The sequence below is a fragment of the Desulfogranum japonicum DSM 18378 genome (genome assembly GCF_000429945.1).
In the GTDB taxonomy this organism is placed as follows: Bacteria; Desulfobacterota; Desulfobulbia; order Desulfobulbales; family Desulfobulbaceae; genus Desulfogranum; species Desulfogranum japonicum.
Genome location: NZ_AUCV01000059.1, coordinates 1 through 12,882 on the forward strand (window position 1 = coordinate 1; position 12,882 = coordinate 12,882).

The 12,882-nt window shown below is 44.8% G+C and carries 12 protein-coding genes; 4 read left to right on the top strand and 8 right to left on the bottom strand.

What is annotated here, in order from left to right; all coding sequences use genetic code 11:
• The first annotated feature begins 387 nt into the window (after positions 1–387).
• Positions 388–1,083, top strand: a complete 696-nt coding sequence (locus G493_RS0120060) for an REP-associated tyrosine transposase (RefSeq protein WP_028581824.1) — start codon at positions 388–390, stop codon at positions 1,081–1,083.
• A gap of 177 nt (positions 1,084–1,260) precedes the next feature.
• On the opposite strand, the gene G493_RS0120065 is transcribed toward G493_RS0120060, so the two are convergent.
• The 6 genes from G493_RS0120065 to G493_RS0120090 all read right to left on the bottom strand — a co-directional run bounded on the left by G493_RS0120065 (position 1,261) and on the right by G493_RS0120090 (position 7,390).
• Positions 1,261–1,599 (bottom strand): type II toxin-antitoxin system RelE family toxin, encoded by a 339-nt coding sequence (locus G493_RS0120065; RefSeq protein WP_232363804.1) that lies wholly within the window; start codon positions 1,597–1,599, stop codon positions 1,261–1,263.
• A 156-nt stretch (positions 1,600–1,755) separates the two neighbouring features.
• Complete coding sequence (locus G493_RS30355) at positions 1,756–2,703, bottom strand: hypothetical protein (protein WP_153306603.1); 948 nt, start codon at positions 2,701–2,703, stop codon at positions 1,756–1,758.
• 257 nt (positions 2,704–2,960) lie between these two features.
• A complete protein-coding gene (modD, locus tag G493_RS0120075; protein ID WP_028581826.1) occupies positions 2,961–3,809 on the bottom strand; it encodes a ModD protein in 849 nt (282 codons plus the stop codon).
• A 191-nt stretch (positions 3,810–4,000) separates the two neighbouring features.
• Complete coding sequence (locus G493_RS0120080) at positions 4,001–4,453, bottom strand: DsrE family protein (protein WP_028581827.1); 453 nt, start codon at positions 4,451–4,453, stop codon at positions 4,001–4,003.
• Positions 4,454–4,808: 355 nt separating this feature from the next.
• Positions 4,809–6,710: a M48 family metallopeptidase gene (locus G493_RS0120085; protein WP_084813686.1), complete on the bottom strand. Its 1,902-nt coding sequence runs from the start codon at positions 6,708–6,710 to the stop codon at positions 4,809–4,811.
• An 83-nt stretch (positions 6,711–6,793) separates the two neighbouring features.
• Positions 6,794–7,390, bottom strand: a complete 597-nt coding sequence (locus tag G493_RS0120090; RefSeq protein ID WP_028581829.1) for a LemA family protein — start codon at positions 7,388–7,390, stop codon at positions 6,794–6,796.
• A 711-nt stretch (positions 7,391–8,101) separates the two neighbouring features.
• Here G493_RS0120090 and rlmD point away from each other — a divergent pair.
• Positions 8,102–9,328 (top strand): 23S rRNA (uracil(1939)-C(5))-methyltransferase RlmD, encoded by a 1,227-nt coding sequence (gene rlmD, locus G493_RS30360; protein ID WP_205623729.1) that lies wholly within the window; start codon positions 8,102–8,104, stop codon positions 9,326–9,328.
• A gap of 19 nt (positions 9,329–9,347) precedes the next feature.
• On the opposite strand, the gene G493_RS30365 is transcribed toward rlmD, so the two are convergent.
• Entirely contained in the window at positions 9,348–10,307 is a 960-nt protein-coding gene (locus G493_RS30365) for a DUF1848 domain-containing protein (protein WP_051309657.1), read from the bottom strand.
• 85 nt (positions 10,308–10,392) lie between these two features.
• Positions 10,393–11,151 carry an inositol monophosphatase family protein gene (locus G493_RS0120110; protein ID WP_028581831.1) on the bottom strand — a complete coding sequence of 253 codons (759 nt, stop codon included), beginning with the start codon at positions 11,149–11,151 and terminating at the stop codon, positions 10,393–10,395.
• Positions 11,152–11,766: 615 nt separating this feature from the next.
• Here G493_RS0120110 and G493_RS0120115 point away from each other — a divergent pair.
• Both G493_RS0120115 and G493_RS0120120 read left to right on the top strand, forming a co-directional pair.
• On the top strand, positions 11,767–12,180 hold the full coding sequence (locus G493_RS0120115; RefSeq protein WP_153306604.1) for a DUF350 domain-containing protein: 414 nt from the start codon (positions 11,767–11,769) through the stop codon (positions 12,178–12,180).
• Between the two features lie 13 nt (positions 12,181–12,193).
• Positions 12,194–12,880, top strand: a complete 687-nt coding sequence (locus G493_RS0120120) for a DUF1190 domain-containing protein (RefSeq protein WP_028581833.1) — start codon at positions 12,194–12,196, stop codon at positions 12,878–12,880.
• The last annotated feature ends 2 nt before the right edge of the window (positions 12,881–12,882 follow it).

Below are 12,882 nucleotides of genomic sequence, written 5' to 3' on the forward strand. Positions count from 1 at the left end.
CAGGAATTAAACGATTCTTTGAAGGAGTTAAGAAGCTGCTTTTTAAGTGGCTGAACCGTAGGGGGAAGCGAAACTGTCTCAATTGGGAGAAGTTCAATATAATGCTGGAGCGATTTCCTTTACCGAAACCACGTATAATGGTCAGCATGTTTGGCTTTTAGTGAATTGATCGTGTGAGGAGCCGTGTGCGTAAATAGCGCAAGCACGGTTCTGAGAGGGGCCGGGGCCAACGGGTAATACTCTATAGACAGGAGCTCATGACACGTAGTAGTCGCGTGCGACGAGGCGTCAAGTAAAAGTCAATGAAGTCCCTATCTATTGTTTGCCTGGAGAAACCGGTCTACTCGACTTCTTGCAAATCATCACCACATCGCTTATCTCTACCCTATGCCTAGATCAGACAGAATCATAGTTCCCGATACTCCGCATCATGTCATGCAGCGAGGACATAACCGGCAAGCAGTATTTATAAGCGATGAAGATTACACCTATTATCGTGATAACCTTCTTCTCTTCAAGCAAGAGTTTGGCTGTAAAGTTTACGCCTATTGTCTGATGACCAATCACGTGCATCTTATTGTTGATCCTGGTCCTGACCCGGAATCGCTTTCCAAGCTGATGAAGCGTGTGGCTGGTCGACAGACTCGGTACGTAAACAAGTCTGAAAAGCGGTCCGGCAGTATTTGGGAAGGACGTTTTAAATCGAGTATTATCTCCACCCACGAGTATCTCCCCGCCTGTTGCCGGTATATTGAGCTTAATCCGTTACGTGCTGGTATGGTTGATGATCCTGCAGAGTACAGATGGTCGAGCTATGCATGCAAAGTTCGGGATACTCATGATCCAGTGGTGGATTTTCCTCGCTTTTATCTTGCACTTGGTGCCGATTTCGAGGAACGCCGGGCTGCGTACAGGAAATATGTACTCGACACTATCCCTGATAATGAAATCAACCTGATACGAAAAGCCCTGCAACGCGGCCAGATAACTGGTGGCAACAGGTTTCGGGAAGAACTTTCTACCAGGTTGGGGATGCGGTTTTCAAATCTGGGGCCTGGTAGGCCGAAGGTAGTGAAAAATTAAACATTGTTTTACGGCATTTATTCTCTACTTTTTCCCTTTAAACCCGGGCGACAGATTGATTTTTCCTTGAGGTAATGAATTACTCTGTGTTTCTATTCAAGAACTGTCGGCACAATGCTCATCCCGGGAACTATTGAAGAGGAAAAATAAAATCAGTCCCCTAGACTCTGTTCATGTTCAAGTCCTTTTGCATGCTATTTGATAGACAGCGTTTTTATTTCTTTTGCCTACGGCTATCACCGCCACAACTACTTCCTTGTCTCGAACTTTATAAACAAGGCGGTAGCCAGCGTTACGTAATTTAATTTTATAGCAATCCTGTATTCCGCTAAGCCTGGGCCTTTCAACACGTGGGTTCTGAATTCTTTCTCGTATTTTTTTTGCAAAAACAGACCGAATAGAGGGGTCTAACTTATCCCATTCTTTTTTTGCTTCTTCTTTAAAGACCAGCTTATAAACCCGGGCGACAGATTGATTTTTCCTTGAGGTGATGAAATACTCTGTGTTTCTATTCAAGAACTGTCGGCACAATGCTCATCCCGGGAACTATTGAAAAGGAAAAATAAAATCAGTCCCCTGGTCTTGGTACTAAGGCGGCTGACTGGTGTGCTACCTATAAAAAAATGTGGACTCAACGCTATACCTGATAATGGCAAGGAAAGAAGTGACAACCTACCACGGTTTGGCGTATTCATTTAAAACAGACCAGAGAGTTTTGCTCTTCGGCACCATATCCTGTTTAAAATACCACCAAAAATAGCCACCAATGAATTGTGGCCTTACACGCTCCATACCATAATATTTCCTAACAAAATTTTCTTTCTGAGCATTCACTGTGGTGCCAATTTCACCAAAACCCAGTTTTGCAGAAGGAAAAATCTCATGGAGTTCTGAAAAGATGCTCTCCCAGTCAGGGCTGATGTTCTCACAATCGTTTTCATAAAAACTCACCAACACCCAGTCCAATCCCTGCTTCATGTCCTCGGGAATATTGTTTCTGGCCCACACCTGCATTTGATGCTCAGAGTCCTCCCAGCAATTTTCTGCGGAAGGTTCTCCGTTGTTATACGTTCCATTATAATAGAGAGTCAAGGCCGTGGGCTCGCCGGCATTTTTGGCAATGGAATATGCGGCACTGGCTTTGGCCATTGCATTGTCGCCAAGCCACTCGCCATTTATTTCATTACCGATCTCCCATATATCCACATGCTCTTTCAACAAATCGATATATTCCCGCACTCGTAACTCATATTCAGCCAAGCTGTACTCAGCCATATACATAGAATCGAGAATCTCTCCCATGATTCCCGCCACACTGTGTAAATCCTGCACAGTCTCCTTGTAATACGACGGCGAGACATATTCATCAAAAACGATACGAGCATAAGGACGTATAGTAAAACTCAATAGAGCATCCCGGATTTCACTTATATTACTGATATCATCTACTGTTACACCAAAAACCTTTTCCCCTTCTATTTTATCCTTGCTTTTAAACAACAACGTTAAAATAGAGGGGATGCATTTTTGTTGGTCAGTAGAAGTGACCTTGGGTGAAGAGTCTGTTTGTGTTCGTGCTTGTCCTTTACCTGGGGAAAGAAGGAGTAAAATGACTGCCAAGACACAAACAAGCAGCGATGAGGCTTTGTTTGCACACATTATTATAATGGGTATAAATTAAGTTGTTAAATATCAACATCATATAACCTATATAGACATTAAAAGACAGAGAAAAAGACAGTGCGGTAATTATCTGTTTTTCACTCTATAGGTGGCAACAAAGGCCTCAGGATTATGAAATCACAGGACATAAACTTCGGTGTTAGGTTTTACTCCTATGGTTTCTGAAAATGAGGTCAGCTTCGACCTTCAAGGGTTTATTGAGGTGTCATTTCAGCTTTGATATCTGCCGGTTTACCAAAATACATGGCTGTTGTTACCAACGCATCCACACCTGTTTTGGCATATTCAACAGCATTGTCAGGGGTGACACCACCAGCGGCAATCAGATAGAGATTTGGGGATTCCTTTCGGATTTCCGCTACCATTTCCGCCAATATCTTAGGTTGGAACTTGTCGAATTGCATGCCATCGATGCCTAATTTCATGTACCGTCTGGCATCTTCCATGCTGCCTACTTCAAGCAGCACTTTTTTCTCTAAAGCTTCTTTCTTAACACGGATAATCGCTTGATCGGCAGCCGATTCATTCTCGAAGAATTTGAGATGATGATCGAAGATAAGCACTGATTCCGACAGTCCCAAGCGATGGGGATAGCCGCCGCCACTCATGACGGCTTTGATTGCAAGTTCCTTTGTCCCGGGAAAAATCTTCCTCGTGGACAACAGGTGAATGAAAGGGTTCACCTCCCTGGCCTTCTTCAGGGTATTATATGTTCTTGTCGCAATACCGCAGTTATATTCCAGTATGTTAACCACGACCCGCCAGGCTTGATGCAGGGCAGCAGCATTTCCACGTGCTTCCAAAATGACCTTTCCCGGCTCCAACAGGGTACCGGAAGGACATATAGCCATTACTTCAAGACCCAATGCCTTGAGGACTTGAGCTCCTTCTTCGGAACAGGCTACCATGGTTTGATTTCGCGTGATATATCGTAAATGGCCAGGTTTATCGCCAATTCCCATCAGGTGGGTTGTAAGATCAAAATACGGCACATCTTCTTTGATAAGTTGATCAATTTTGTCTTTGGTAAAAAAAGAGTTCATAGATACCTCATACATAGACACTGTCTGTGTCTGCTTTTTTCATAAAAGCACCTTAAAATAAGCTATTCCATTGCATCACCATGCTTCAGGCTTTGTTTACAGAATATCAAGATTATGACTGCTGCAAAATGCATCGTAGGCTTGAGGCTTGGTATGTGAACAGATTCTTCAAGGTGGCCTAAACTTATTGTTTAGTAACTCAATATTTTTGTATCTTTTTTAAATATCGTTCCCATCACCAAGTCAGGCGAACCGACCGTGATTCCGGGTAAAAGGTCTTGAGGTTTCACCCCCATGCTTTTCATGCAATGACCTCCCACCATAATTTTTGCACCGTTTTGCATAAAGGTAGAAAGCTTTTCAGCCAAATCTGTATTCCCTACTGGATAATGGCTTCCTGCCACAGCTACTTTTATCGAATCTAACCTGAGGAGCATGGTGACTTTATGTCCGCGTTTAAGCGCGACAGTACCTATCATAATCGCTCCGTCAACAACCTGAGTATTGTCGGTAGACATGGAAAGAACAAGGTCATCCATAGGTTCTTCATGTTGTGATACCTCAGTAGCTGCAACGACAGGAAGTGCTCCAACTCCACAGAGAATTAAGATAGCTGAGATGAGTAGAAGATAGTTGTTTTTCACATTGATTCTCCAAAATACATGTGGCACGCAGCTTTACCCACCGAATTATTAGCTACAGCCCGATAGGCAGCCTGAAAAATAGTAAACACGCAAACGTTATTCTTTTTTAAAACAACGGTCAAGGCAAAATATAACTCTGCAAGTTTACTACGGATGCATGGCCAGTGCTGCGCATCTAGGAGCCTGTCGAAAAAAACTCTTTCCCCATAGTTGTGTTATTTTCAGAAAATCAATACTCGCAATATCAACTAAATGGCTGTACTTGATTTCCTAAAAGCGCCTCAATCTGAGGGAAATAGCAATTCTCCGACAGACTCCTACTGCGCACTTTCAGCGTGAAAAATCAAAGGCAAGATTACATGGGTGGCATGGGAATAGATAAGGTTGCCGCAACTACCCTGAGAAGTTCACCTTCCACTGTTGTGACTTCACCGTCTGCCAGGACAATATCCTTGCAGGCAAGAAACAGGCGTTGCTTTTTCCTGGGGGAGAAAGCCCGTAAGGTATGAAACGCAGCATCAATACGTGGCAGCGACAGGAGTTTTCTGTCGCTCATGGTCAGATGCGGCATATTCATATGGTTTGCCGCCCTGGTGAAAAGTACCTGTTGTTCTTCTGCATCACGGCTGGCAGCATAGCAGAGCACAGAAAACAACATGCCGACACATGCACCCACCTGTGTACCCTCAAAAGTCGCCTTTCCATTAAAAGACCATCCAAAAAACTCATGCAGATGTTCAACCACTATCCGCTGCAGGCACCATTCAAACAACGTGACTTTGTTATCTTCACGAATCACGTTGTCCAGTATTTCCTTAAATCCATAGGCCTGTTGTTCACTCAGTCGTCGCAGACTGGGTAGGGTTAATTCAAGGACTGCCAATTGTATTTTTCTTGGCAGAAGACCATTTTGCTGTAACAAACGCCGCACTTCGGTGTGAAGGCCGCGGTCATTTGCTTCTTTCTCCAGAATATCCAGTTGTCGTTGCCTGGCAGTTTCATTTGTATCCAACACTAACAGGATTATAACAGCTCTGGCTGCAAAGGGATCATGCGCTGCCATGCGGATAACGGGTGAAATCTGTTGCAGCAGGCTTTTCCCTGACTGCATATGCATACTGCCTGGGGAAAGATCCGAGGTGGGCCTTCCCACGGAAATCACCTTATCTGCTTCATCAGAACCATTATGGAGACCGCTGGTTACGCCTGACCCCGCAGCCCTGGAAACCCTTTCACTCATCCGCTGGTTAAAACTGCCATGGGATTTTGTGTATCTGCCGTCCCAGGAAGGTAAAATACGTTTAATTCGTTGAGACAGAGGTGGATGGGTAGCAAAAGGTGAACTCAGGCTATTTTGAACCCCCTGACTGAAAAGGGCATGACTGACCTCATCTGAGCGTCTGTGCGAAAGAATTCCCCCTTGTTTTTCTGCACCGATAATCATCAAAGCGCCGGCAAGCCCATCTACATTACGAGTAAATTGGACTGCAGAGGCATCAGCCAGAAATTCCCGTTGCCGACTGACTGCTGCTTTTATCAGGTTGCCAAAAAATACACCGGTATAGCCAATGATGAGCAGCCCCAGACCAAGAAGCAGAGCGCCTCTGTCATTGCTGCGGTGTGAACGGCCACGGAGCAGAAATTGCCCGATCAGGCCAATAACCAGAATACCATGCAGGATACCGATCAATCTGACATTGAGACGCATATCGCCATTAAGGATATGACTGAATTCATGGGCAATAACCCCCTGCAGTTGATCGCGATTAAAATGATCCAATGCCCCCTGTGTTACAGCGACGATTGCATCACTGGTGGTCAACCCGGCGGCAAAGGCGTTAATTCCCCTTTCCGGCAACACATACACCTGTGGCATTGGAATACCTGAAGCCAGAGCCATTTCTTCCACCACGTTTATCAACTGCTTGTACTTCAAATCATCATCGTCGGGAAAGACAGGTTCACCACCCATCATCAGGGCAACGGCATCACCTCCGCCGGACAATGCACGCAACTTGTACCAGGTGCCACTGATCACCACCAAAAAGACAGCGACACTTGCCCAGAACACCACTTCCCAATTAACCCGGGCAAGAAGACCAATGCTCTCGTTACGGCTGCCTTTAAGGCCATAGAGAATGACAATGAAAAGATCTGTCACACAGATTAAAGAAACTACTGCAAGTACAAAAAGAACAACCAGGAGGCCGGTATTACGACGGGCGTGGTCCTGGGCTGTGAAAAAATCCATCTGCATATTAAAGGGACTGCCTTTAAAAATTTGATCAAATTCGAAGCGGTTTTGAAAACCTGTTGAATAAACGTGATTTCCAGGGAGCCCTAAAAAGACACCTTGGGGGCATCCTGTATAACTTCACTATCCTTGAATTCAAGCAGGGCAGCATCCTCTGTGTGACCGAACATGCCTGCAAATACCACCTGGGGAAAAGATTGCTTATAGGTATTGTACTGCATGGCCTGATCGTTGAAGGCCTGCCGGGCAAAAGACACCTTGTTTTCAGTTGAGGTAAGCTCTTCACTGAACTGCATCATATTTTGGCTGGCTTTGAGATCCGGATAGGCTTCCATAACCATATTGAATTTACCAAGAGCACTGCCCAAGAGCCCTTCAGCCCCTGCCAATTGATTCATGGCAGCAACGTTTCCAGGTGCGGCAGCGGCAGCTTTCAACCCATCAACAGCCTGGTTGCGGGCAGCTATGACAGCTTCCAGTGTTTCCCGTTCATGCTTCATGTATGCTTTGGCAGATTCCACCAGGTTTGGGATGAGATCATAACGTCGTTTCAGCTGAACTTCGATTTGGGCAAAAGCATTTTTATAGCGATTTCGAAGCGCTACGAGCTTATTAAAAATTGCAACTACGTAGAAGCCAAACAAAACTATTAAAGCTATAAAAATGAAAAAAGCGATGTTCATTTCATCCTCCGTGAGTGCGAAAAACGCTTGTATTCCCTAAAAGAAAAAGATTCAAAATCAGGGCTGCTGAAAAAATGCATTATCCTGTGCCTGTCCAGCCTTGTTTGCCTCTCAGCCCATTCTGAGAAATCTTGGGACAGGTGGTATTTTCCACCAACCTTGATACTTTCAATGCGTGCAGTATAGTGCAGTTGCATGTTCCTTACATATCATCCATGATATTCTCCTAAAAGGCAAGCAGGTGTTTATAATCGCAAAATATCACCGAGGGCAAGTGAAGATCTACCGTATTCATTTTTGCTCTTAAAAGTAGGATGTTAAGACATATATTGAGAATATGTTCTTCACCATATGCTCAATGAATGCAACACCAGTAATTACAGAAGTGAAATTCATACGGTAAAAACGTGGTGATCAGTGTTAAATTAATTGATCCGGCTTTCTATTCTCAAGATTTCACAATCGCTGAAAACCGTGTCATTGGGAGCGGTGGCCCTGCACCTGGCAGTGTCTCGCTCTTGGCGTTTGATAGTAATGGTTTTACACTGCTATAATAGGTTCCGGTAAAACGTAATGCCTAGCAGGCTACGCTTACCTACCCCCTTGACCCTTAAATAAAAATCCTCATTTATGGACAGACACGGGTGAGGTACTTGCGAAAAGCATGAATAATACAGATTACCGGCTGACCACAACAATCTCGCAGATTTTATGAACCAAAGAAAACATAATACGCCTCTTGTAGAAATGGCAAATTCTCCTCCAAAGCGTAAACGACAGCCCCAAGGAGAAAATAGAATAACAGCCCCCTGCCCCTATTTTAAAAGGTGCGGAGGGTGTCAACTCCAGGACAGAAGCTACCAGGATACCCTTCTCTATAAAGACAGGCTCATAAACAGGCTGCTATGTGCTTTTGGAACGGCAAAACCTATTATCGGGATGAAAAATCCCTGGAGCTACCGCAATAAATCCCATTCCGCTTTTGTGCATGATAAGCGTCTTGGTATACAAAACGGCCTATATGAAGAATACAGTCATAAACTGGTGCCCATAGATCGCTGCCTTATTCAGGATGAACGAGCCGATCAAATTGTCGCAACAATCAAGTCGATGATGAAGTCCTTCAAAATGACCGCCTATAACGAGAGAACCGGTCAGGGGTTTCTTCGTCATGTACTGATAAAGGTGGGTTTTAAAAACCATGAGATCATGGTTGTTCTGGTTGTCACCTCCCCTATGTTTCGGGGAAAGAAAAATTTTGTAAAGGCTCTGCTGAATAAACATCCCGAGATATCAACGATCATTCAGAATATTAATGACAAAGACACCACAATGGTTCTCGGCCAGAGGGAGATTGTTCTGTACGGTAAAGGATATATACAGGATTCTCTTCTGGGTATGACTTTTCAGATTTCCGCAAAGTCATTTTACCAGATCAATCCGGCTCAGACAGAAGTGCTCTATGAAACCGCTATGAATATGGCGGGACTGAGCGGCACAGAAGTTGTTCTGGATGCATATGCCGGAATTGGGACTATCGGCCTCATAGCAAGCCGGGATGCCAAAAAGGTTATTGGTATAGAGTTAAACGGTGATGCAGTGAAGGATGCCCGGAAAAATGCCGCTCGCAATAAGGTGACCAACGCCTCATTTCATAATGGTGATGCAGGAGAGGTGATGGTGGCAATGGCAAACCAAGGAACTAAGCTGGATGTGGTGTTCATGGATCCGCCAAGAAGCGGTTCCACCAAGGCTTTCATACAAGCCATCGGCAAGGCAAGACCGAAGAAAGTGGTCTATATTTCCTGTGGCCCGGATACCCTTGCCAGGGATTTGGGCTGGCTGAAAGAGGAAGGGTATACGGTAAAAGAAATACAGCCTGTTGATATGTTTCCCTGGACAGAGCATGTGGAATGCTGTGTTTCACTTGAAAAGTGAAAGCTGAACAGGTCACAATTCAAAATAATCTCTGCTGTCGGGGGGCGGGTTTCTTCTTTTCTTTGCCCTTGGGTGGTTCTGCATCATATCTACCAATAAGGGATGGAGATTTTGGGTCATGCTGCTGATGGTTCTTTCGGGCGCGCTCAAAACTTTGGGTTGCATAGCAATAGCTGCAGCCAAAAAGACAGGAATCATACATCCCAATATCCCTGGATGCTATGCATCTGCAAGCCTTACGCTGAGCTGTATCTTTTTTTGAAGAAACATTGATTGCAAACAATTTCCTGAGCAAATTATCATCAATGCACTTGCCAGGCGTGACGCCAAACCCAGACATATCATGGTTCTCTGCGCAGCTCTGTAACTCCATATCATTGGCCGCGGCTGCCCTGACTAAATTGGGTATGAAATCGCTGATATCATTGATGTCCAACTTCTCACCAGGCCAGGCTTGGATACCACTTCGGGCAAGCCTTCTGATTCGCCTGCAGGCTTTACGGTATTCATCAACAAAGCTGATAATTGATCGTTCGGTGCAGCCGTTCAACAGTTCAGCGATACGGGTAAAGTTTTCGATATGATAGGAAAATGTGGTTCTATTACTCAAGAAAATCGGATCATAGCGCCAGATAACCCGCTCAGGACCAATCATACCAGCAAGCTCCCGGAAGATATCAACTGCTTTCTCAAGGGGCGGTGAATATGGATCAATGGGCTTGGGGTTATTGATCAGGGTGAAAAGAAAATAATAGCGAAACCCTCTCTCGCTCAATTCTCTCAGCCTGGGAAAAAGCGGAGCCGGATTACGTGTCCAGAAAACTATGGCATCAACTTCGTCCGGTTCCAAGGAAACCCGAGAAACCTGTTGATGATTAAAGGGATTGGGAACTGCACAATAGCCTGCATCAATTCTATGAAAAAACCAGTCCGCATAAAAAGCAGGAATATCCGTTCTGCGGCTGGCACTGACAATCACCCCTGCTCTCCTTTGATTTTACTTTCACGGCACATAAGCACAACTCTTTCAAATGACATGAAATGTCTTGTGACGGCCCCTGCTTTCAGAAAAACTGTTGCAAGGCTTCTGTAATAAGACCATTGGTAGCCATGATGCCATTGCTGCCATATTCATTTCCGCCTGCAAAATCACTCACCACACCACCGGCCTCACGGACAATCAGCTCGCCGGCCGCATAATCGTAAGGCTGCAACCCCATCTCCCAATACCCTTCCAAACGTCCGGCGGCAACAAAGCACAGGTCAATGGCGGCAGAGCCACATCGGCGAATATCACGAATTTGGGGCAGGATAACATTGAGATGTTTAAGGTTGTTATCTTCCCAGCCGGCACGAATGCATGCAAAACCGGTGGCAAGGACTGATTCGATCAGTCTGGTTCGTTGCGAAACCTTTATCTGTCTGCCATTCAGGTAGGCGCCTTTGCCTTTCTCAGCATGATAGGTCTCACCAAGGCGTGGGGAATGAACAACACCAAGAACAGCCTCGCCATTTCTGTGTAATGCAATGGAGGTACAATACCAGGGTTGCCCGTGTACAAAGGATGTCGTACCATCGATAGGATCAATAATCCAGCAGTAATCGCTCCCATGGGTAGTTCTGCCGCTCTCCTCTCCAAAAATATCATGATCCGGATAGCGTCTGGTAATCTGCTCGACAATAAATTGCTCCACGTTTTTATCTACAACGGTTACCAGATCCTTATCGTTTTTGAATTCGATATCTCCATCTTGCATACGACCATATTCGCGTACGCAAATTTCCCCTGCCTGTCTGGCAATCTCAATGATATCTTCCAGCATGATTATTCCTGTAACAGTTCAAGTATAAGTATCTCACATTACCCTGGCATCTTACCGAGAAAACATGCATTTTACACGCGATAAAACTGCATGTCCAGTGGCTGTCATAAAGAGTTTTACCTACTTTGTACGTCATGTTCAAAATTTGATTCTCAAAGGCAAACGCAGATCCCTACATCAATTTTATGCATAGGCAAAAATGTTGATGATGTCTTATGGGTTTGGCGTTCCCTCTCTTGAGCGAAAAACTTGCATGGACGAGCACCCGTTAAAATACCATTCTACAAAATTGTTCTTGCGGCACAATAACTTTTCGTGATTCACCCATCATTACGGGCATTTGAGCTTTTTTTCACTTGACACTATTGTAAATTTTTCTTAGCCTCGCCGTCGTTTAGAGTTCAATCCGCTCCTGTCCTCGCAAGCAGGATCTGGAAATACTGTTACTTATCGGACAACCTCAACGTTAAATTTCACTGTTAAAAATAGCGATATATTATCTCCAGAATAACCAGTTAGATGCCTTGCCAGCCCACCACGTCTCCTGTGAGTACAAATGAAAACCAATATCTGTATCTGAAATACAGCGATTAACACATCTCATTACGAATGATTATGCAATATCACGATCTATTACTCAGCGTCATGCACTTTAGTCTCTACTTCAGTGTGTCTTTACTCTTTCTTGTGTTGTTTAAATATGTCTATAAATTCATTACGCCCCACGATGAATGGAAACTCATAAAAAATGAGAAAAATCTTGCCGCAGCCATTGGCTTTGGCGGCGCGATTATCGGGTATGCAATAGCTCTGAGCGGAGCTGCCAGAAACTCTGTATCATTTCTCGATTTTGCAACCTGGGCCTTTGTCGCATTTATAGCCCAGACCTTTGCCTTTGCCCTGGTAAGATTTGGGTTCATGCGCTCTATAATTAAACGAATTGAAGCAAATGAAGTTAGTGCAGGGGTGATGCTTGCCACTACAAGCATAGCTGTCGGCCTGCTTAATGCTTCCTGCATGAGCTATTGAAAAAGGTGTACGGATGAAAAGAACTCAGCATATTGACCTGGATCTGATGAGAAAGGTTGCAAATGGAAAATCAAGCCTCCTCAGGCCATTGGCACTGGGTCTGACCGTTGTCACTTTTTCCTCTTGCAGCAACAATACCAAGGAAGAAGCTATTGTGGCGGGTTCGCCTGCAGAATGTGTGGCAAAGACTTCAATGATCTATGCCGAGTGCGAGGCGGCATATAAACAGGCAGAAAAAGAAGCAGAGCGTACAGGACCAAAATATCAGAACAAATACGAATGCGAATCCGAATTCGGCAATGGACATTGTTCGCAATCTCAGATAAGCGGATATTTTATGCCGATGATGACGGGATTTCTGGTTGGAAATATGCTTTCCAGTGACCATTCGCGCAAAAATAGTATGTATAACCCTGTTTATAGATACAAACACCCCTACTCGGAAAAAGAAGATGAAATAATGACTGCTGACGGTACCACCATTGGCAGCCCTGGACAAAGATCCTACTACGTACAGAAATCTGCCCTGCAACCCAAGCCTACTGTCTCAAAAACTATTCCCCGTGGCCGTTTTAAGGCAGGATCACTGAATGCCAAACCAGCAGGTGCAACGCAAACAGTGTCCCGGGGCGGTTTCGGCTCAACGGCTTCTTCGAAATCCAGTTGGGGCTTTGGAAGATTCGGCGGATGGGGAGGCTGATT

Excerpts from the sequence above, each read along its gene's own strand:
- G493_RS0120090 (WP_028581829.1), bottom strand. The coding sequence starts at position 7,390 with ATGAACATCGCTTTTTTCATTTTTATAGCTTTAATAGTTTTGTTTGGC.
- G493_RS0120110 (WP_028581831.1), bottom strand. The coding sequence starts at position 11,151 with ATGCTGGAAGATATCATTGAGATTGCCAGACAGGCAGGGGAAATTTGC.
- modD (WP_028581826.1), bottom strand. The coding sequence starts at position 3,809 with ATGAACTCTTTTTTTACCAAAGACAAAATTGATCAACTTATCAAAGAA.
- G493_RS0120115 (WP_153306604.1), top strand. The coding sequence starts at position 11,767 with ATGCAATATCACGATCTATTACTCAGCGTCATGCACTTTAGTCTCTAC.
- G493_RS0120120 (WP_028581833.1), top strand. The coding sequence starts at position 12,194 with ATGAAAAGAACTCAGCATATTGACCTGGATCTGATGAGAAAGGTTGCA.
- G493_RS0120060 (WP_028581824.1), top strand. The coding sequence starts at position 388 with ATGCCTAGATCAGACAGAATCATAGTTCCCGATACTCCGCATCATGTC.
- rlmD (WP_205623729.1), top strand. The coding sequence starts at position 8,102 with ATGAACCAAAGAAAACATAATACGCCTCTTGTAGAAATGGCAAATTCT.
- G493_RS0120085 (WP_084813686.1), bottom strand. The coding sequence starts at position 6,710 with ATGCAGATGGATTTTTTCACAGCCCAGGACCACGCCCGTCGTAATACC.